Annotated in this window: 21 protein-coding genes; 7 read left to right on the top strand and 14 right to left on the bottom strand. The window is 60.4% G+C overall.

The genetic code is table 11. The features are described 5' to 3' along the window. Positions 1-7 precede the first annotated feature (7 nt). The 4 genes from aroL to ATE40_RS01575 all read right to left on the bottom strand — a co-directional run bounded on the left by aroL (position 8) and on the right by ATE40_RS01575 (position 4,445). On the bottom strand, positions 8-532 hold the full coding sequence (gene aroL, locus ATE40_RS01590) for a shikimate kinase AroL (RefSeq protein WP_063918821.1): 525 nt from the start codon (positions 530-532) through the stop codon (positions 8-10). A gap of 109 nt (positions 533-641) precedes the next feature. Then, complete coding sequence (locus tag ATE40_RS01585) at positions 642-1,160, bottom strand: GNAT family N-acetyltransferase (RefSeq protein WP_019454238.1); 519 nt, start codon at positions 1,158-1,160, stop codon at positions 642-644. Positions 1,161-1,213: 53 nt separating this feature from the next. Next, positions 1,214-3,337: a TonB-dependent siderophore receptor gene (locus tag ATE40_RS01580; protein ID WP_063918820.1), complete on the bottom strand. Its 2,124-nt coding sequence runs from the start codon at positions 3,335-3,337 to the stop codon at positions 1,214-1,216. Continuing rightward, a complete protein-coding gene (locus tag ATE40_RS01575; RefSeq protein ID WP_019454240.1) occupies positions 3,330-4,445 on the bottom strand; it encodes an ABC transporter substrate-binding protein in 1,116 nt (371 codons plus the stop codon). Before ATE40_RS01575 ends, ATE40_RS01580 begins: the two co-directional genes overlap by 8 nt. A gap of 217 nt (positions 4,446-4,662) precedes the next feature. Here ATE40_RS01575 and ATE40_RS01570 point away from each other — a divergent pair, with 217 nt between their 5' ends. Beyond that, complete coding sequence (locus ATE40_RS01570; RefSeq protein ID WP_019454241.1) at positions 4,663-5,124, top strand: GNAT family N-acetyltransferase; 462 nt, start codon at positions 4,663-4,665, stop codon at positions 5,122-5,124. Here ATE40_RS01570 and ATE40_RS01565 read toward each other — a convergent pair whose 3' ends face one another. Together ATE40_RS01565 and ATE40_RS01560 are read right to left on the bottom strand one after the other, a co-directional pair. After that, positions 5,125-5,682: a class I SAM-dependent methyltransferase gene (locus tag ATE40_RS01565; RefSeq protein ID WP_025160073.1), complete on the bottom strand. Its 558-nt coding sequence runs from the start codon at positions 5,680-5,682 to the stop codon at positions 5,125-5,127. It lies immediately after the preceding gene. A gap of 241 nt (positions 5,683-5,923) precedes the next feature. After that, positions 5,924-6,208 carry a YdgH/BhsA/McbA-like domain containing protein gene (locus ATE40_RS01560; RefSeq protein ID WP_019454243.1) on the bottom strand — a complete coding sequence of 95 codons (285 nt, stop codon included), beginning with the start codon at positions 6,206-6,208 and terminating at the stop codon, positions 5,924-5,926. 309 nt (positions 6,209-6,517) lie between these two features. Between ATE40_RS01560 and ATE40_RS01555 the strand changes: the two genes are divergently transcribed. Next, positions 6,518-7,693, top strand: coding sequence for a low temperature requirement protein A (locus tag ATE40_RS01555; RefSeq protein ID WP_063918819.1), 1,176 nt, complete (start codon positions 6,518-6,520; stop codon positions 7,691-7,693). Between the two features lie 199 nt (positions 7,694-7,892). On the opposite strand, the gene ATE40_RS01550 is transcribed toward ATE40_RS01555, so the two are convergent. Continuing rightward, positions 7,893-9,254 carry an esterase-like activity of phytase family protein gene (locus tag ATE40_RS01550; protein WP_063918818.1) on the bottom strand — a complete coding sequence of 454 codons (1,362 nt, stop codon included), beginning with the start codon at positions 9,252-9,254 and terminating at the stop codon, positions 7,893-7,895. 427 nt (positions 9,255-9,681) lie between these two features. On the opposite strand from ATE40_RS01550, the gene aqpZ reads away from it, so the two are divergent. Next, positions 9,682-10,377: an aquaporin Z gene (gene aqpZ, locus ATE40_RS01545; protein WP_004940529.1), complete on the top strand. Its 696-nt coding sequence runs from the start codon at positions 9,682-9,684 to the stop codon at positions 10,375-10,377. Positions 10,378-10,433: 56 nt separating this feature from the next. Here the strand turns inward: aqpZ and ATE40_RS01540 are convergent, their stop codons facing one another. Further along, on the bottom strand, positions 10,434-11,204 hold the full coding sequence (locus ATE40_RS01540) for a class I SAM-dependent methyltransferase (protein WP_063918817.1): 771 nt from the start codon (positions 11,202-11,204) through the stop codon (positions 10,434-10,436). A gap of 117 nt (positions 11,205-11,321) precedes the next feature. Between ATE40_RS01540 and ATE40_RS01535 the strand changes: the two genes are divergently transcribed. The 3 genes from ATE40_RS01535 (at position 11,322) to ATE40_RS01525 (ending at position 13,625) form a co-directional block, all read left to right on the top strand. Next, a complete protein-coding gene (locus tag ATE40_RS01535; protein WP_063918816.1) occupies positions 11,322-12,107 on the top strand; it encodes a helix-turn-helix transcriptional regulator in 786 nt (261 codons plus the stop codon). A 125-nt stretch (positions 12,108-12,232) separates the two neighbouring features. Next, positions 12,233-12,982 carry a DUF2076 domain-containing protein gene (locus tag ATE40_RS01530; RefSeq protein WP_063918815.1) on the top strand — a complete coding sequence of 250 codons (750 nt, stop codon included), beginning with the start codon at positions 12,233-12,235 and terminating at the stop codon, positions 12,980-12,982. Between the two features lie 97 nt (positions 12,983-13,079). After that, a complete protein-coding gene (locus ATE40_RS01525) occupies positions 13,080-13,625 on the top strand; it encodes a GNAT family N-acetyltransferase (RefSeq protein ID WP_019454251.1) in 546 nt (181 codons plus the stop codon). Here the strand turns inward: ATE40_RS01525 and ATE40_RS01520 are convergent. The 5 genes from ATE40_RS01520 to ATE40_RS01500 all read right to left on the bottom strand — a co-directional run bounded on the left by ATE40_RS01520 (position 13,616) and on the right by ATE40_RS01500 (position 16,591). Continuing rightward, the gene (locus tag ATE40_RS01520) at positions 13,616-13,867 is read right to left on the bottom strand and encodes a hypothetical protein (RefSeq protein WP_063918814.1); all 252 of its coding nucleotides are present in this window, start codon (positions 13,865-13,867) and stop codon (positions 13,616-13,618) included. The genes ATE40_RS01525 and ATE40_RS01520 overlap by 10 nt on opposite strands. Positions 13,868-13,953: 86 nt before the next feature. Next, positions 13,954-14,406, bottom strand: a complete 453-nt coding sequence (locus tag ATE40_RS01515; protein ID WP_019454253.1) for a thiol-disulfide oxidoreductase DCC family protein — start codon at positions 14,404-14,406, stop codon at positions 13,954-13,956. 75 nt (positions 14,407-14,481) lie between these two features. Next, positions 14,482-14,811 carry a hypothetical protein gene (locus tag ATE40_RS01510; protein WP_019454254.1) on the bottom strand — a complete coding sequence of 110 codons (330 nt, stop codon included), beginning with the start codon at positions 14,809-14,811 and terminating at the stop codon, positions 14,482-14,484. A gap of 154 nt (positions 14,812-14,965) precedes the next feature. Then, positions 14,966-15,592, bottom strand: coding sequence for an isochorismate family cysteine hydrolase YcaC (gene ycaC / locus ATE40_RS01505; protein WP_004928476.1), 627 nt, complete (start codon positions 15,590-15,592; stop codon positions 14,966-14,968). Positions 15,593-15,709: 117 nt separating this feature from the next. Next, the gene (locus ATE40_RS01500) at positions 15,710-16,591 is read right to left on the bottom strand and encodes a pirin family protein (RefSeq protein ID WP_019454255.1); all 882 of its coding nucleotides are present in this window, start codon (positions 16,589-16,591) and stop codon (positions 15,710-15,712) included. 125 nt (positions 16,592-16,716) lie between these two features. On the opposite strand from ATE40_RS01500, the gene ATE40_RS01495 reads away from it, so the two are divergent. Beyond that, positions 16,717-17,625, top strand: a complete 909-nt coding sequence (locus ATE40_RS01495; protein WP_019454256.1) for a LysR family transcriptional regulator — start codon at positions 16,717-16,719, stop codon at positions 17,623-17,625. On the opposite strand, the gene ATE40_RS01490 is transcribed toward ATE40_RS01495, so the two are convergent. Then, entirely contained in the window at positions 17,626-18,009 is a 384-nt protein-coding gene (locus ATE40_RS01490) for a glyoxalase/bleomycin resistance/extradiol dioxygenase family protein (protein WP_063918813.1), read from the bottom strand. It abuts the gene before it with no gap.

The following is an 18,009-nucleotide window of genomic DNA, read 5'->3' as shown; positions in this document are numbered from 1 at the left end:
GAAAAGGTTATTTCACCGTCTCACGCGGTAGCACCGCGAGGATTTGTTCCACCACCCGCTGCGGATCGGCCGCCGCATCCATCACGTAATGCGCGGCGTCCTGATACAGCGCTTCGCGCGCCGCCAGTACCTCGAGCATCTCCTCGGCGATCGGCCTGCCGGTGAGCGTCGGGCGCTGCGCATCTTCCGGATAGGCTTCCAACCGCTGCGCCAACACGCTGGCCGGCGCGCGCAGGTAGATAACGGTGCCATGCTGACGCATAAACTGACGGTTCTCCTCCGCCAGGATCGCGCCGCCCCCAGTGGCAACTATGGTTGACGGTTTGGTCACGGTCTGCAACGCGATAGTCTCGCGGCGGCGGAACCCCAGCCAACCTTCGCGCTCGACCATTTCCGCCACGCTCATCTGCGCCGCCTGCTGCATAAACAGATCGGTATCGACGAACTGATAGCCCAACGCCAGCGCCAATGCGCTGCCTACCGTGGTCTTGCCGGCTCCGCGAGCGCCTACCATGAACAGGGTTTGTGTCATTACGGGTTGTCCCTTATACGGTGACTTGAGTGCATTGCATACCAAAATACCGAACGGGTGCGATGGCGTGGTGGCAGCATCATACCCTGCCCGCTCTGTATTTCAATATTTACGATAGTGTAAATTCCATGGCACAGCGACTGCCGGCGGCAAAGCCATGCGCCAGATCCTCATCCAGATGCCGCCGCAGGGCGACCGTGAGCTGCGCGCCCTCAAGCGGCCGGAATCCCAGCCGCCGGTAGTAAGGCGCATTCCACGGCACGTCGATAAAGGTGGTGAGCGTCAGGCGACAGGCGCCTTGCCGTTTGGCCTCTTCCGCCACCGCCCCGATCAGGCGGCGGCCGACGCCCTGCCGCTGCCAGGTGCCGGCGACCGACAATTCGGCGATGTGCCAATCTTCCCCCTGAGCCTGCACGGCGATAAAACCGGCGCACTCGCCGTGGTCGCTTTCCGCCAGCCATTCACGGCGATCGGCAATAAATGCGGCGTGCTGTTGCGGGGTCATCACCTCGCCTTCAGCGATAAAGCGCCATGTCGGCTGCTGGCGAAACAGCTGCGCCGCCGAGCGTTCAACCGCCATCAGATGCGCGATATCCCGCTGCTGCGCCAAACGAATCTGCAGGCTCATGCGTTCTCCTTAACGTTGGGGCGGTTATTTAAGCAAATTTCACCGCCCGTGGCTTAGAAATCGATACTGCCGCGCAGCACCACCTCACGCGGTTCCCCCACCGCCACGCGCAAGTTGCCCCCGCTGGACGGATAATAGGTTTTATCGAACAGGTTCTTCACGTTCAGCTGCCATTTCACCCGATAGCCGTTGATCGGCATGGTGTAAGCGGCGAACGCATCGGCAACGGTGTAATTATCCAGGTAGAAGCTGTTGGCAGCGTCACCCGGGCGGCGGCCGACATAGCGCGCGCCGGCGCCGATGCGCACCTCATCGCCGCTGTACAGGCCCAGACTGCCCAGGTTCTGGGTCAGGAACAGCGAGGCGGTGTGGCGCGCCACGTTGGTCATCTCTTTGCCCTTGTTGTCCGGATCGTCCACCACGCGGGCGTCGGTATAAGCATAGGAGCCGATCAGGCTCAGCGAATCGGTGAGATTGCCGGCCACGTCCAGCTCCACGCCCTGCGAACGCACGCGCCCGGCGGTGCGCGTCACGGTTTCGCCCTCCACCAGCTCATTGACCATCACGTTGCGCTTGGTGATGTCGAACAGCGCCAGGGTGCCGGTGACGCCGTTAGGCAGCGCCAGCTTGCCGCCGACTTCCCAGGATTTGCCCTGCTCCGGCGGCAGCGAACCGATCTGGGTGGCGATGGAGGAGTTCGGCTTGAACGACTCGGTATAGCTGCTGTACAGCGACACATAAGGCGTCAGCTTGTACACCACCCCGGCGCGCGGCACCAGCTTGCCGTCCGAGCTGTCGGTGTTGGTCTGGAACGGCCGCCCCTTGCCGGCATAGACGTCGAAAGCGTCGTAACGCAGCCCGCCCATCACCAGCCATTTATCGGTCAGTTGGATAGAATCCTGCATAAACCAGCCGTAGCTGGTGAGGTTTTCCCGCTGGTCGCTGTCTTTGGCGCTGACCGCCGTCGACGGCGGCATCAGGCCGTATACCGGATGATAGATATTGAAATCGCCGTTCTTTTTGCCGCGGATCATGTCGCCGCGGTAGGTGCGGTTATCCTCAAAATCGAAGCCGAACAGCATCTGGTGGTTGATGCTGCCCCAGTCCACGTCGCCATTGAGCGTCAGCTGCACCGCGTTGGCATGGCTGACGGCGTTGGCAGTCGCATCGGCCTGGCGGCTCAATTTACCGTTCTCCGGGTTCAACGCCGTGGCGCGCGCCTGGTTGTCGCTGTAGCTGTTGCGGCTATAGGCGTAGGTCAGCGAGCTTTTCCAGCGCTCGTTGAGCGTCTGATCGATCTGCAAAGTGACGCTGTCCTGATCGCCGCGGGTGGCGTTGTAAGCCTCGTCGAAACGGCGATCGCGCGGCGTATTCACCGGTTTGCCGGTGCGCGAATCGATAATAGTGCCGCGATCGAACGGCACCAGATATTCCATATGCTCGTAGGCCAGCCGCACGGTGGTGTTCTCGCCGTACCACATCAGCGAGGGCGCGATCACCGTCTGACGATTGCGGCCAAAGTTGCGCCAGTAGTCGGTTTCATCGTGATCGACGATCATCCGATAGGCGAATCCCGACGTGCCGAGCGGCCCGGTAACGTCGAGCTGGCCGCCGCCGCCGTTGAAACTGCTGCCCCAGCCCTCCACGTGGGTATGCTGCTGCAGCTGGGGCTTTTTGGTGATCATGTTGATCATCCCCCCCGGCTCGCCCATGCCGTACAGCATCGAGGCCGGCCCCTTGAGCACCTCCACCCGTTCGGTGGTCGGCGTGAAGTTGCGCGCCTGCACCGAGCGCACGCCGTCGCGCAGAATGGAGCCGTCGCGGTTGTCGCCGAAGCCGCGCTTCATTACCGCGTCCTGAGTGCCGCCCAGCGTGTTGGCCTGGGTAATGCCGCTGACGTTGTATAACGCTTCGTCCAGGCTGCTGACCGCCTGATCGGTAATCACCTGCTGCGGCACCACGTCGATCGCCTGCGGCACGTTCAGCAGGTTGGTTTCGCTGCGGGTGCCGGTGACGCTGGTCAACGGCTGATAGCTCTGCACGCCGTCGGTGTCTTTACGGCCGATCACCACCAGGTTCTCATCCTGCGACGCGGCTTTTTCCGCCGCCCACGTCGGCGATGTCGCGCAGGCCGCCAAAGGCAATGCGCACCACCAACCGCGCTTGTTGTTATTCATTATCTAACTGACTCCAATAGGTCCCTGAAAAAGGTAACGGCAAAAACTGCTGATACAGCTGTTGGAAGGTCTGTTGCGGGTTAATGTCGGCGAACAGATCCGGGTAAAACGCTTTGGCGAACATCTCGACCAGCACCACGTGGTACGGGCTGAGGTAAAAATTGTGCCAGACGCTCCAGGCGCGGTGGTTTTTCACCGCCTGCAGGCTGGCCAGCATCGGCTGTTTGGCGATCAACTGGTGGAAGCTGGCGGCAGCCTCCTGTGGGCTGACCTGCGGCCCGAGGCGCAAGTCGGACAGCCGTTTGCCCTGCGGCCCGGCCATGCCGGTGGCGAGGTAAACGTCGGGATTGGCGCTCAGAATGGTTTCCGGGTTCAGTTCGCCATACACGCCTTTGACGCTGGCGTTGGCGATGTTGTCACCGCCGGCGAAGGTCAGCAGATCGCCGAGATTACCGTGCGCGGCGGTGGTGCAGCAGGTGTCGCGTCGCCCCAGATGCAGGTGCAGCATCACTTTGGGTTTCGCCCCCTGATAGCCCGCCAGCCGTTGCTGAATCACCGCCATATGCTGCTGATAAAATTCGATGAACTGCTCGGCGCGCTCCTGGCGATTGAGCACGTCGCCCAGCAGCCGCACGCTCGGCACGGTGTTGTTCAGCAGATCGATGCGCAGATCGACATAGATCACCGCCACGCCGGCCTTGTTCAACGCGGAAACCAGCAGATCGTTGTCGCCGTCTTCACGCGCGTAGCGCGCCAGGATCACCAGATCCGGCTTCAGCTGCAGCAGGCTTTCGATATTGACCTGGCGAAAATTGTTGCCGCTGATAACGGGGATCGCGGCGATCTGCGGAAACTTCTGCGTATAAAGCTGCCAGCTTTGCGCATCGAAGCGCGCCAGATCCGCCGGCCAGCCGACGATGCGCTGCGCCGGGTTGCCCGGCTCCAGCAGCGCCAGCGTATACAGCATGCGGCTCTCTCCCAGCACGATACGCTGCGGGTTATCCGGCACCACGACCTGACGGCCGGTGATGTCGGTGACCGTTTTCGCCTGGGCGGGGAACAGGCCGAACCACAGGGAAAGCAGCAGTAAAATGAGGGAATTGCGCATGATTGAGCCGAAACGGAGAAATAGTGTGCGCATGATAATCACTCTCATTAGCACTTGCAATCCTGCACCGCGATTGCCAAAAGAAATCAGGGAAACGACGCCGGACGCGGGGCGAAACACCGCGAAACCGCTAAAAGAACGGCTTTAAAAAGTTAAAAAAATGGCCGAAAAATAGGTTAAATGGGGTAGGAACCCAGAAAAGAATCGGGAGACATCCATGACTCAACGCATCATTCCGCTGTCGGATTGCCCGCAGTTTGCCGATGTGTGCGCCGCCTGGGCCTTCGGCCAGTGGGGCTCACAGCGCGGCGGCTCGCTGGAGCGCACCCAGCTGCGCTTCGCCCAATGCAGCCGGCCGAGCGACGATCACCTGACGCTGATGATGATCGACGGCGATCGCCCGGTGGGCATGGCCAGCCTGTGGCCCAGCGACGATCATCAGCGCCAGGACCTCACCCCGTGGCTGGCCGGCGTCTTCGTGCATCCCGATCACCGCCGCAAGGGCATCGCCCACCGTCTGGAGATGGCGATCGTCGAGGCGGCGCGGCAGCGCCATCATCCCGTCTTGCATCTGATCACCGACAAGTCGGAAGCGCTGTACGCCGGCTGGGGTTGGCATCCCCTTGAACGCCGCCGGCAGCACGACGAAGAGGTGGTGGTGATGGCGAAGAAACTGTAGTTAACGCGGGGTACAAACATACACCAGCGCCGGCGGGAAGTTGCGCACTACCCGCAGGCGTTTCCAGTGAAAATAGCGTGACAGCAATTTTTCCGACAGGTGACTGTATTGGAACAGCACCAACGTGCCGTCGCGCGCCAGCAGCCGTTGCCGGGCCTGCTGAAGAATGCGCGCGCTGATCCTGAGCGGGATCGACAGCAGCGGCAGACAGGAAAACACCACGTCGTAATCCGTGGCCATCCGGGTCGCCGAATGGGCCATCACCTGCAGCCGCCGATCGTCAATCCCGCGCAGCCGATGCACGAAATGGGGTTGGATCTCGAAAGCCTCCAGAGTCGCGTCGGCGCGCATCCGCCCCAGGATGCGTTTGGTCAGTACGCCGTCCGCCGCGCCCAGCTCCGCGATCGACAGCGCCCGGGTCCACTCCACCTGGTTCAACATCGCCTGACACAGCCACGGGGAGGAAGGCGCCAGCGTACCGACGGTGCGCGGTGAAGCCATAAATTGCTGCAGGTAAGCGAAGTGATTCATCAGTTGTAGCCGGGTCGCATTTAACATTGAGGCCTCCTTGGGTTAAGCCCCCAATGTGAACCGAATTTCTTAAGTCTTCATTAACATGATTCCGAAAGCGGCGAACACAGTTGTAATCAAATGCAACCTCCGCGGCAGCGGCACAAATAAAAACGGTCGTAATAATGACCTGAAAATAAGCCGCTTATACGCCGACTTACCAGATAATTATTACGACCGTTTATTTTATTGGCCACGTTGCCGTGGCCAAAGGGTAAAAAGTCAACGCTTAGCGATAAATTTCCGCATTGCCGCGCCAGTTGCTGGAGTCCCCGGGGGTGTCCAGACCGATGATGCGGTAATGGCTGGCGCCGTCCGCCGCGGCTTTTTCTTTCAGGGCGTGAATGGCGTCATGCGGTGAGCCGCTAATGCCGGAAACCGACACCACGCCGAGGCTTTGCAGATTGGCGGCCTGCTCGCTGTTAACCTGTTTCACCGACGACAGCGGCGCGGCGAAAGTGGAGAATGAGGCGGCGGCGATCAAGACTGCTGCGATGCTTGGGATAAGTTTCATGATTGACTCCAGGTGTTCTTGTTTATTAGCTCGTGGTCAGTGATGTTAATTATCCGCTAGCCAATGAAAACGGACGTCATGCAACGTAAAGAACATCAATCATTGTGAGGAGAATAAGGAGGAAGTGAGAGCGAGTGTGTATTTTCAGGCGGGAATGACTTTATAGACCTCACCTTACCCCTATTTGATGAACAATTAAAGACGGTGCGAGATAAAGAATGGGCGTCGTCGCTATTTAAGATTTTTTACCCGCCGGAGCGCGCTGAGCTACGCTGATTTTGTGGCTTACCCTTTTAAGGAAGAACGCTTATGTCGCAAAACCTGCTGCGCGTGCGTGACGGTCATGGCGCTTCGGTCTCATTCTCCGAGCTGCTGTTCGATCTGATCTACGTTTTCGCCGTGACCCAACTCTCCCACTATCTGCTGCATCACCTGACGCTGACCGGGGCGCTGGAAACCCTGCTGCTGTGGTTCGCCGTCTGGTTGGCCTGGCAATACACCGCCTGGGTCACCAACTGGTTTAACCCGGATACCCGTCAGATCCGCCTGCTGCTGTTCGCGATCATGCTGCTGGGGCTGTTCGCCGCCGCCGCGTTGCCGCAGGCGTTTGGCGAACGCGGCCTGATCTTCGCCCTGTTCTACGTCGCCATCCAGGTCGGGCGTTCCATTACCGTGCTGCGCCTGCTGGAACCCGGCCACCCGTTAAAGCAAAACTTTCGCCGCATCCTCGGCTGGCTGTGCATCTCCGCCGTCTTCTGGATCGCCGGCGGGCTGGCGGAGGGCAGCGCGCGCCCGGCGCTGTGGGCGATCGCCGTACTGTGCGAATACGTCTCGCCGATGTTCGGTTTCCGTCTGCCGGTGCTGGGGCGCTCGGACAGCAGCAGCGAATGGACCATCGAAGGCCACCATCTGGCGGAGCGCTGCCAGCTATTCGTGATCGTGGCGCTGGGGGAGACCATTCTGATCACCGGCGCCACCCTGAGCGAGATGGAAAGCTGGAGCCCGCCGGTGCTTATCGCCTCGCTGGTGGCCTTTCTCGGCAGCCTGGCGATGTGGTGGGTCTACTTCGACACCAGCAGCAAAGCCGGCAGCCACGCCATCAGCCAGGCGGAAAACCCCGGCCAACTGGGCGCTTACTTCCATTACGTCCACGTTGCGCTGGTGGGGGCGATCATCGTCTGCGCCGTGGCCAACGAGCTGGTGATCGCCCATCCCGACGGCCGCATCCAACACGCCACGGCGGCGGTGTTGCTGCTCGGCCCGGCGATTTACCTGCTCGCCAATGCGCTGTACAAACGGCTGGTGTATCACCGTTTCCCGCTGTCGCATCTGGTCGGGCTGCTGGCGCTGGCGGTATTGGCCCCTTTCGCCTATTTAACCGATCTGCTGATGGTCAATGGCCTGACGACGCTGATCATGGTGATGGTGGCGGTGTGGGAGAGCATCTCGCGCGGCAGAGCGCCGCAGCGGCAGGCGGAAGCCTGAAGCAAACGGGGGCGCTGTCGCCCCCGCTGTGAGATTGATGACAAAACTCATGCCATTGCCGGGTTTGCAAAGAGCAGCGGATAAAAAACAAGGAAAATCAATTTATTGATTTTCGGCTGATGGCCACAAAGGAGGAAAAACCACGTTTTTTCCTCCTTTGTCAACGGTCTGACGGGGGCGCTGTCGCCCCCGATATTGGTCACTGCAAGGGTTGCGGCAAGGTGAGCACCCAGAGCTCGCTCAGCGATTCCGGCTGCTCCAGCGGGCGCAATTCGATGCGGGCGTCGGTCTTGTCGCCGTCGAGGCTCAACCGCCCTTCTTTCTCCAGCTGATAGTCGCCGATTTTCTTGCTCTTTGGCGACGCATCCACCAGCTTCGCCTGCAAGCCGAAATCATTGTCATTGATCACCGCCAGCGTGCGATCGTCGATCAGCGCCAACCCTTCCGCTTTCTCCTGACGCCAGCCCAACTGGCGCAGATCCGCCACTTCCCGTTTCTGCGCCAGCTTCACGCCGCGTTTAGCGAGATCTTTCGCGTCGTCGAACTCCAGCGCTTTCCCCTGGCCGTCAAACGCGCTCAGATCGCTGGCCTGCGCGAGATCCACCAGGTAGATTTTGTTGATCATCGTTTTGTCTTTACCGCTGCCCTGTTCAATCAACAAGATGCGCTGATTGTCCAACGCCACCACATCGCCAATCTTGGCGTCTTTGGCTTTTTTATAGCTGTCGACATCGATGGGATAGCCGTACATGGCGGTTTTGCCACTACGCGGATCGAAGCTCACCAACCGGGTAAACTGCGCCTTGTTTTTGCTTTTGCCATCGACATCCAGCGTGCTCTGCACCGCCGCCAAAATGCGCCCATCCGGCATCCGGGTCAGCCCCTCAAAACCGCGATTAGGCTGGCGCCACTTCAGGATGTTCGGCAAACCGCCCGCCACCGCCTGCTCGCCGGCCTGTGGCGTTGGGCCGTATTTGGCGAGAATTTTACCTTTGCCGTCGATATGGATCAGAAACGGGCCGTACTCATCGCACAGCCAGTAACCGCCGTTGCCGTCACTGGTAATGCCCTCGGTATCCAACCCGCGGCGATCGCCCGACAGCGCCTGCAATGCGTCATTCAACGCCACTTCGTTCGTGGAACCAATCAGCTCGCTCGGCAGCGGCAGTCCGCTAATCGGCCCTTTTTCGTCATGCAAAGGCCGTGCATTCTCGGCCACGGCCTTGCCGCCGCCGATGCGGATGTCCATCAACAGAGGCGTGAATTGCGGATTGGCGAAAATCTTGGCTTCTTGCTTGCCCACCGCCGGGGCATCGGCATTAGGGCCGCGATCGGTCAGCGTCGTCAGCACCAGATCGTCGCCCTGTTTCCGGTTGAACGTCAGCCCGGAGCCGATTCCCACCGGCAATCCCTGCGGGAAATTTTTGGCGAACGCCCCCTGATAGGCGACGCGTTCCCCGCCGGGGAAGCCGACCACATAACGCGCCACCTCAATATCAGCAGCATGAGCCAATACAGGAAACAGTGAAGCCAACAGCAGGGAGAGCGATTTTATTTTCATGTTTTTTTACCCGAGGTTGAATGAAGCATTGTCAGGCAGAAGACGATATTAATTTAGCATGACACTTAGATGACAATAGGCGCTTCGTCAAATGTAAAACAGGCAATATGATTGGCTGGCAAATAGAAATTAGCAATTAACCCGAGCGTATTGAATGGAGAAAACCGCTGGAAAAAAATGCCCGGAAATAGCCCGTCATTTCGCTTAGGGTAAATTCTCATAGCGAAGATAAAAAAATCGGCAAACGCGCGCCAGTGCGGTGAAAAACGGTGTTTTTCCCATAGACAAAATAAAATACCGGGGATTTAATACCGCCGTTATTCAAGGTGCATTAAGAAAATTCTATAGAATATCTGCATGAACTGAAAAAGCTGTTCTATAGTTTTTAGTGCTAACGCCCGTTAGTCTATTCCGCAGGATGGAATCTATGTCAAAGCGACTTTTTGCTGAATTTTTTGGCACATTTTGGTTGGTGTTTGGTGGTTGTGGTAGCGCAGTATTAGCAGCGGCATTCCCACAGCTGGGTATTGGTTTCCTCGGCGTCGCGCTCGCTTTCGGTCTGACTGTAGTGACGATGGCCTATGCCGTCGGCCATATTTCCGGCGGGCATTTTAACCCGGCGGTCACCGTCGGCTTATTCGCCGGCGGCCGTTTCGCGGCGAAAGACGTTATTCCTTACGTTATCGCTCAGGTCATCGGCGGTATCGCCGCAGCGGCGGTGCTGTATTTGATCGCCAGCGGCAAAGCCGGTTTCGACGCCACCGCAGGCGGTTTCGCCTCCAACGGTTACGGCGAACACTCACCAGGCGGTTATTCTCTGCAAGCCGCGATCGTGATTGAGCTGGTGCTCACCGCCTTCTTCCTGATCGTTATTCACGGCGTAACCGACAAGCGCGCGCCGGCAGGCTTTGCCCCGCTGGCGATCGGCCTGACGCTGACCCTGATCCACCTGATCAGCATCCCGGTGACCAATACCTCCGTCAACCCGGCGCGCAGCACCGGCGTAGCGATCTTCCAGGGCACCTGGGCGCTGCAGCAGCTGTGGGTATTCTGGCTGGTGCCACTGGTCGGCGGCATTATCGGCGGCCTGATCTACCGCTGCCTGCTGGAAGACAAAAAATAAGCGCATCTTGTCGATAGCGTTTCGCGGGGCAGCCTTTATCGGCTGCCCCGTTGCTTTCAGCCTCTCGTCGCTTCAAACATCATGATATCGCTGGTAAAGGAGCCGTCCGGCTGAATGGCGAAATGCGCCGCCACCTCTTGCGACACGCTTTGCTGCAGCGCGCGGATCGCGGTAACGAAATGCGCCGGCGTGCGCATACGCGCCACCCAACTGCCGAACTCCAGCACCAACCGATCCGACGTCACCTCACGCACCACCAGCCCGGCCTCGGTCAGCAACGTCAGCCATTCGCCCGGCGCATAGTTGCGCACGTGCGAGGTATCGCGCAGCACTTCCACGGTTTGCAGATAGATATCCAACAGCGGATGCCCCGGTGAAACCACGTCCATAAAGATCGCTTTGCCGCCCGGTTTGAGCACCCGCCGCACTTCGCGCAATGCCTGGCCAACGTCGTGCCAGTGGTGCGCCGAATAACGGCTGATCACCAGATCGAAACTGGCGTCCTCAAACGGCAACGACTCCGCCACCCCCTGTTGCAGTTGGATGTTGCCCAGACCTTTTTCCGCCGCCGCCTGCTTCACCACCGCCAGCATTTGCGCCGACAGATCGTAGGCCACCACCTGCGCCACCCTGGCCGCCGCCGTGAAGCTGGCGTGCCCGGCGCCGCAGCCCAGATCGAGCAGGCGCGCGTCGGCGTGCGACGCCAGCAACTGCGTGAGACGTTGCAAATCCTTGCCCTGCGCATGCACCGCACTGGTTAAATAAGCGCTGGCCTGCTCGCCGAACTGCCGGTCTACCGCGTTTTTGTGACTGTTGCTGATGCTCATGTTTGCTCCCGTTATTATCCGGCTTGCGCCTGTGCCTGAAGGCTTTCGGCTACTATAATCAGGCTGATATACGGGTACAATATGAGCAGTTATCCTGGTATAAATAGGTACCATGCAATGTCATCAGAAGCCTTATCCGGGCCAAAAGCCCTCGGTGCGTTTTTGCGCGCGCACCGCGAACGCATCACGCCGGAAATGATCGGCCTGCCCAGCTCTTCACGGCGCCGCACCAGCGGCCTGCGGCGCGAAGAGCTGGCGCAGATCAGCGGCATCAGCGCCACCTGGTATACCTGGATAGAACAGGGGCGCGAGGTGTCCATTTCCCCCTTCACGCTGGCGCGCATCGCCGGGGCGCTGCAGCTCGGCCCCGCCGAACGCCACTATCTGTTTACCCTGGCGCGCGTCGCCGATCCTGAGCAGGAAACGCACCGCGAAACCGCCAATGACGCGGTGCTACAAAGCGTGCATCAGATGACGGTGCCCTGCTATCTGTTGGACGTGACCTGGAACGTCGTCGCCTGGAACCCGCAGGCGGCGACGCTGTTCAGCGGCTGGCTGGATGCGGCCAACAGCCCCAACCTGCTGCACTTCATGTTCTTCCACCCGCTGGCGAAAACGCTGGTCAGCGATTGGGAAGAACGTGCGCGCCGCGTGGTGGCCGAGTTTCGCGCCGAGACCAGCCATCATCAAAATACCGAAGAGATGCGCGCCTTTGTGCGCAACATGACGCACAACAGCGCGGACTTTAATCACTGGTGGAAGCAGCATGACGTGATGGCGCGCGAAGGCGGCGAAAGAACCTTCGAGCATCCTCAGCAAGGCGCGCTGCGCTATCGCCAGCTCACCTTTCACCCGGCGGAACACGGCGGCCTGAAGCTGGTGATGCTGATCCCGCTGCCGTAATTGGTAACAAATTCATAGACAGGTTTACCCACCATTTATTTATTGGTTCACGCAAACGCGCTAGGGTGATTGTTACCGATGATAGTGATCATCCAGCACCGTTATTTATCTCCTGAGGTACTCCTATGCAATCCGAAGAACAACGCCTTATCGATGGTCTGTTTGGCCGCCTGAAAGAAGCCGAGACCAAGACTGGCCCACGGGATCTCCAGGCAGAGCAGCAAATCAATCAGCATATTCGCGAGCAACCTTCCGCCCCTTATTACATGACGCAGGCGATGATCATTCAGGAAGCGGCGCTCAAGCAGATGGACCAGCGGGTCAAAGAGCTCGAGGCCCAGGTGGCGCAGCTGCAGCAAAACGCCAACGGCCAGCAGAGCAGCGGCGGCTTCCTGGCCGGGCTGTTCGGCGGCGGCAACCGCAGCACGCCGAGCCCGCGTGAACAGTATCAGGCGCAGCAGCAAAATACGGCGGCCTGGAACAACGCGCAGCAGGGGGGCTACGCGCAGCAGCAGCAGCAGCCTGCCTATGCCCAACCTCAGCAGGCGGCGCCTTCACGCGCCGGCGGCTTCCTGGGAGGCGCCTTGCAAACGGCGGCCGGCGTCGCCGGCGGCGTGGTATTGGCCGACATGCTGACCGGCTTGTTCCGCCATTCGCAGCCGCAGGAAATCGTGAACATTATCGAAGAGACCCCGGCGCAATTGGACGACAGCGCGATGCGCAATTTCGACGCCTCCAACAACCTTGATACCTTCAACAATGGCGACGGCGGCAGCTTCCTGAACCAGGACAACGGCTTCCAAAACGCCAACTATCAGGACGACACGGACTACGCCGACGACGATTACAACGACGACGACGATTCCTTCCTGTAATACCCGTTCCCCCTCTCGCCCTGAGAGGGGGATTTCCCGTTTCGCCGATCTGGACTACAGTGAACGCTGTTCATTTATCCAGTCAGGAGAAACGACGATGAGCTTTACGCCTTCAGATCCGTTCTTCAGTGAACGCCTGCAGATGCGCCCGCCGGTGATGGCGGACCTCGAACGCTTCTACGCCATCTTCGGCGATCCGCAAACCCAGCGCTTTAACCCCGCCGGCCCGCTTACCAGCGAAGCGCAGGCCGCTTCGGCGCTGCAAGACCGGCTCGCCGGCTGGCATCAACACGGCTACGGCTCCTGGGCGCTCGCGCTGCGCGAACGGCCGGATTGGATTATCGGCTTTGGCGGATTGTCCTGGAAACCGCTCGGCGCGCAGCGCACCGTGAACCTCGGCTATCGCTTCGACACCCGCGTGTGGGGCATGGGGCTAGCCACCGAAATGGCGCGCGCTTCATTGCGGTACGGTTTTATCGGATTAGGGCTGGAGGAGATTTCCGCCATAGTGCGGGCGGAGAATCAGGCATCGTGGCGAGTGCTGGAAAAGATCGGTATGCAGCGGGCGGATACGCTGGATGACGTGCCCGGCGCGGCGCCGAGCCTGGTGTATACGCTAAGGCGCTGCGACTATCAGGGCTGATCGTCGCTGATTTTGGCCAACGCCAGGCGATAAGATTTGACCTTCTGGCGTTTTTTCAACCAGGTGGTGGCAGAGACGATGAACACCGCGCCCGACATCGCCAGCACGCCGGTCGGATGGCCGTAAAATACCATCAAGGCAAAGTACACGGCGGAAACGATCGCCACCCATTTCGCCGTATTGCCCATGTCGTTTTTCTCCTGGGTCAAACGGCGGATGTGCTCTTCTTCACTGATTCCCATACGCGCTCCTTGTTGGCTGAACGTTCCATTATATGGAGCTGGAGTGCTGATATTTCAAGCGGTTGGATGGTAAAGAAGCGTAAAGTTCAGGCCGGCGGTTCCCGTCGCCGCGGCAGATAGCGCCCGGGTTGATCGGCACCCGGCAGACCGGCGCCGTCATTACGGCCAAACAGCCGGTAGCGATTGCCGGCGACCGCGTCGTACACCTTGTCCGCCAGCTTCGACGGCAGATAACGCCCCAGCGCCAGCACGCGGTATGGCCAAGCCAATTGGCGCAGCGCCTGAAACAACGCCGCCGAACGCAGCCAATAACGCCCCTGCTCAACATAGACCACGGAATCGAAACGATCGGTCGGCAATCCCAACGCCTGCAGGATCGCCTGTCCTTCGACGGATTGCACCGTCGCCAACAAAATGCGCCGTTGCCGATCGGCGCGAATCAAATATCTCACCAGCCCATGACACAGATTGCATTCGCCGTCGAACAACAGCGCGCGATCGCCGGGCTGGAGATAAGGCAGCTGTGATAAAGGGGTCATCCCGCCTCCCGATAAACGCTCGCCTTAGCCTAACGCGCCTTGAGCGTACGGGCCAGAGCGGGATGACAAGGCCCGTTAAGGCGCAGGCGGCGCGTCAGGCACGGCCACTACCGCGATGCGCACTTCATAGTGTTTGGCGGTGCCGGCTGGGATCACCGCCGTCAGTTTGTTGATGGTCTCCACCGGATTATCGCTGGCCGAGGTGGCGCAGAACAGCTCGCCGCCGCGGCAGAAACCCGGCTTGGGCGGGTGCCCGCCCGGGAAAGGCGGCATGCGCATCGGCGCGTCCATCAAAGGCGGCAACGCATTGGCCGCAGGCTTCTCAGGCGCCGACATCGCGCTCGCGCTGAACAGCAGCGCCGCCCCCATACAGGGCAGCGCCAGGATCTTGATTGCTTGTTTCATTGAATTAGCCTCATTTGCCGGGTTCGGGATTACGCTACCCCGCCCCCGGCCAATGAGAAAGCCGCTTTTCGCTACCTTTTCGCCCCGCTGCGCTTTGCTTACATCCCGCGTCTAACGTGATGAAAGGCGAAAGGTTGGGTAAAGGGCCGTCGCGTTACTTACCGTTGGTCAGCGTGTTGTAGCTGGTCATCAGGTTGCGGTAGTCCGGGATATGGTTGGAGAACAGCGTGCCCAGGCCTTCGATATCGTTGCGCCAGTCGCGGTGCAGCTCGCAGGCGACGCCGAACCAGGTCATCAACTGCGCGCCGGCGGCCTCCATGCGGCTCCAGGCCGACTGACGGGTCAGTTCATTGAAGGTGCCGGAGGCGTCGGTCACGACAAATACCTCGAAACCTTCATTGAGCGCAGACAGCGCCGGGAATGCCACGCACACTTCGGTCACCACGCCGGCGATGATCAGCTGCTTGCGGCCGGTGGCTTTCACCGCCTTGACGAAGTCGTCGTTGTCCCAAGCATTGATCTGGCCAGGACGCGGAATGAAGGGGGCATCGGGGAATTGGGCTTTCAGTTCCGGCACCAGCGGGCCATTGGGGCCGTTTTCAAAACTGGTGGTCAGAATGGTCGGCAGGTTGAAATACTTCGCTAAATCACCCAGCGCCAGCACGTTGTTTTTAAACCGATCGGGATCGATATCGCGTACCAGCGAAAGCAGCCCTGCCTGATGATCCACCAGCAATACGGCAGCCTGGTCCTTGTCGAGGCGTTTGTAATTTGCAGTCATGGTTTTACTCCTGTGGGGTTTGATGTTGCGGATGAAATGCCCCGCCGGTGTGACGGGGCATTGAGATTTAAGTGTAGCGCCTGAGCCAGGGAGCACTTCCCGCCCCAGGCGCAGGCATCAACCGACGCTCGCTTCGGCCTTCATGCTGCCGAACTTGCCGCTGTTGAAGTCGCGGAACGCCTGCTGGATTTCCGCGTCGCTGTTCATCACGAACGGGCCGTAGCCGACGATAGGCTCATCGATCGGTTCACCGCTCAGCACCAGCAGCGCGACGTCGTTGTTGGCTTCGATAGTGATCGAGTCCCCCGCCCGGTCGAAACGCACCATTTGGGTTTCGCGCACTACTTCTTCGCCGTTGACCAGGATCGCGCCGTGCAACATCACCAGTGCCAGCGTATGGCCTTCTTTCACCGTCAGCGTGGTGGTGTGGCCGGCATTCAGCTTCATGTCCCACACGTTGAGCGGGCTGAAGGTGCGCGCCGGTCCGGCATGGCCGCCGAAGTCACCGGCGATCACCCGCACCTGCCCTGCGCCGTCCGCCAGCGGAACCACCGGAATGTCGGCGTTCAGCAGCGTCTGGTAACCCGGCTCGGCCATTTTGTCCTTGGCCGGCAGGTTGACCCACAACTGCACCATTTCCATGGTGCCGCCGTTGCGCGAGAAGTCCCGCGAATGGAACTCTTCGTGCAGGATGCCGGAGGCGGCGGTCATCCACTGAACGTCGCCGGGGCCAATCACCCCGCCGCTGCCGGTCGAGTCGCGATGCTCCACTTCGCCCTGATAGACGATGGTCACCGTTTCAAAACCGCGATGCGGGTGCTGACCCACGCCGCGGGTGCCGGAGGCGGAGCGGAATTTGGTCGGCGCCGCGTGATCCAGCAGCAGGAACGGGCTCATTTCCGCCCCCAAATCGTTATAAGAGAACAGCGAATTCACCAGGAAACCGTTACCGACCCAGTGCGCTTCCGGGCTGTTGTGAATACCGAGGATTTTTTTCATCTTGAACTCCCGTTTCAGACCTCACGGCCTTAAGTTGATGCCAGAAGTTTAATCTGCCGGGGTTTGCTGCAGTAGTAGGCAAGATGTACACTCAGCGTTCTACTGGTGGAACGATAAGGGCTACGATGCAGACCGATCTGAACGACCTGTTTTTCTTCGCCAGCGTGGTCGATCACCAGGGATTCGCCCCCGCCGGCCGGGCGTTGGGCATTCCCAAATCCAAACTCAGCCGCCGCGTGGCACTGCTGGAAGAGCGGCTGGGCGTGCGCCTGATCCAGCGCTCGACGCGGCGTTTCTCGGTGACCGAGATCGGCCAAACCTATTATGCGCACTGCAAGGCGATGCTGGTGGAAGCGGAAGCGGCACAGCAGGCGATCGAACAGACGCGCGCCGAACCCTGCGGCACGGTGCGCATGTCCTGTCCGGTAGCGATCCTGCACACCCGCGTCGGCAGCATGGTGGCGGCCTTTATGGCCGATTACCCCAAGGTGACGGTACATCTGGAGGCCACTAACCGCCGGGTGGACGTGGTAGGTGAAGGGCTCGATCTGGCGATCCGCGTGCGGCCGCCACCGCTGGAGGACAGCGATCTGGTGCTGAAGATCCTGGCGCAACGCACCTGGTGCGTCGCCGCCAGCCCGGCGCTGGTGCGCACTCTCGGGCCGGCGCAAACGCCGGAAGACCTGCGCAAATACCCGACGCTCGATCTCGGCCCGGCGCGCGCTCAGCACCAATGGCGGCTGACCGGCCCGCAGGGTGAACAGGTGGAATGGGAGCACACGCCGCGGCTGGTCACCGACGACATGCTGATGCTGCGCACCGCCGCCATCGCCGGCGCCGGCATCGTTCAGCTGCCGGCGATGATGATGCGCGACGATATGCTGCGCGGCGAGCTGGTGCAGCTGCTGCCGGGCTGGCAGCCGCAGGGCGGCGTGGTGCATGCGGTCTACCCGTCGCGCCGCGGCCTGTTGCCGGCGGTGCGGCTGCTGCTCGATTATCTGGGCGAGCAGTTCGCCAGCATCGAAGAAGAGTGATCAGGCGGTGATTTCGATCGCGTTGCCGTCCGGATCGCGGAGGACGGCCTCGTAGAAGCCATCGCCGGTCCAGCGCGGCGCGGACAGCAAGATGCCTTCCTGCTGTGCGCGCTGCGCCAGCAGATCGACCTGCCGCTCATCCCCCAGCGACAGCGCGATGTGCGCCCAGCCCACCCGTTCCTCCTGAGCCTGCGCCGGCAATAACGTCGGCACGCGCATGATCTCCAGCGTCGGCCCGGCCGCCAGGCTGACGAAACGGGAAACGAACCCCGGCCGATTGCGGCTGACGTACTCCTCGCCCGCCTCACCGTTGAAATAACGCTGCCAGAACGTCAGCTGCGCGTCGATGTCGCGGGTCCACAGGGCAACATGGGCTATTTTCAT

The sequence above is a fragment of the Serratia surfactantfaciens genome, from assembly GCF_001642805.2.
Lineage (GTDB): Bacteria > Pseudomonadota > Gammaproteobacteria > Enterobacterales > Enterobacteriaceae > Serratia > Serratia surfactantfaciens.
Note: the sequence above shows the minus strand (reverse complement) of the source record. Positions and strands in the feature narration are given on the sequence as shown.

Excerpts from the sequence above, each read along its gene's own strand:
- ATE40_RS01570 (WP_019454241.1), top strand. The coding sequence starts at position 4,663 with ATGACTCAACGCATCATTCCGCTGTCGGATTGCCCGCAGTTTGCCGAT.
- ATE40_RS01585 (WP_019454238.1), bottom strand. The coding sequence starts at position 1,160 with ATGAGCCTGCAGATTCGTTTGGCGCAGCAGCGGGATATCGCGCATCTG.
- ATE40_RS01575 (WP_019454240.1), bottom strand. The coding sequence starts at position 4,445 with ATGCGCAATTCCCTCATTTTACTGCTGCTTTCCCTGTGGTTCGGCCTG.
- aqpZ (WP_004940529.1), top strand. The coding sequence starts at position 9,682 with ATGTCAAAGCGACTTTTTGCTGAATTTTTTGGCACATTTTGGTTGGTG.
- ATE40_RS01565 (WP_025160073.1), bottom strand. The coding sequence starts at position 5,682 with ATGTTAAATGCGACCCGGCTACAACTGATGAATCACTTCGCTTACCTG.
- ATE40_RS01540 (WP_063918817.1), bottom strand. The coding sequence starts at position 11,204 with ATGAGCATCAGCAACAGTCACAAAAACGCGGTAGACCGGCAGTTCGGC.
- ATE40_RS01580 (WP_063918820.1), bottom strand. The coding sequence starts at position 3,337 with ATGAATAACAACAAGCGCGGTTGGTGGTGCGCATTGCCTTTGGCGGCC.
- ATE40_RS01520 (WP_063918814.1), bottom strand. The coding sequence starts at position 13,867 with ATGGGAATCAGTGAAGAAGAGCACATCCGCCGTTTGACCCAGGAGAAA.
- ATE40_RS01515 (WP_019454253.1), bottom strand. The coding sequence starts at position 14,406 with ATGACCCCTTTATCACAGCTGCCTTATCTCCAGCCCGGCGATCGCGCG.
- ATE40_RS01550 (WP_063918818.1), bottom strand. The coding sequence starts at position 9,254 with ATGAAAATAAAATCGCTCTCCCTGCTGTTGGCTTCACTGTTTCCTGTA.
- ATE40_RS01555 (WP_063918819.1), top strand. The coding sequence starts at position 6,518 with ATGTCGCAAAACCTGCTGCGCGTGCGTGACGGTCATGGCGCTTCGGTC.
- aroL (WP_063918821.1), bottom strand. The coding sequence starts at position 532 with ATGACACAAACCCTGTTCATGGTAGGCGCTCGCGGAGCCGGCAAGACC.
- ATE40_RS01525 (WP_019454251.1), top strand. The coding sequence starts at position 13,080 with ATGAGCTTTACGCCTTCAGATCCGTTCTTCAGTGAACGCCTGCAGATG.
- ATE40_RS01560 (WP_019454243.1), bottom strand. The coding sequence starts at position 6,208 with ATGAAACTTATCCCAAGCATCGCAGCAGTCTTGATCGCCGCCGCCTCA.
- ATE40_RS01495 (WP_019454256.1), top strand. The coding sequence starts at position 16,717 with ATGCAGACCGATCTGAACGACCTGTTTTTCTTCGCCAGCGTGGTCGAT.
- ycaC (WP_004928476.1), bottom strand. The coding sequence starts at position 15,592 with ATGACTGCAAATTACAAACGCCTCGACAAGGACCAGGCTGCCGTATTG.
- ATE40_RS01500 (WP_019454255.1), bottom strand. The coding sequence starts at position 16,591 with ATGAAAAAAATCCTCGGTATTCACAACAGCCCGGAAGCGCACTGGGTC.
- ATE40_RS01490 (WP_063918813.1), bottom strand. The coding sequence starts at position 18,009 with ATGAAAATAGCCCATGTTGCCCTGTGGACCCGCGACATCGACGCGCAG.
- ATE40_RS01535 (WP_063918816.1), top strand. The coding sequence starts at position 11,322 with ATGTCATCAGAAGCCTTATCCGGGCCAAAAGCCCTCGGTGCGTTTTTG.
- ATE40_RS01530 (WP_063918815.1), top strand. The coding sequence starts at position 12,233 with ATGCAATCCGAAGAACAACGCCTTATCGATGGTCTGTTTGGCCGCCTG.
- ATE40_RS01510 (WP_019454254.1), bottom strand. The coding sequence starts at position 14,811 with ATGAAACAAGCAATCAAGATCCTGGCGCTGCCCTGTATGGGGGCGGCG.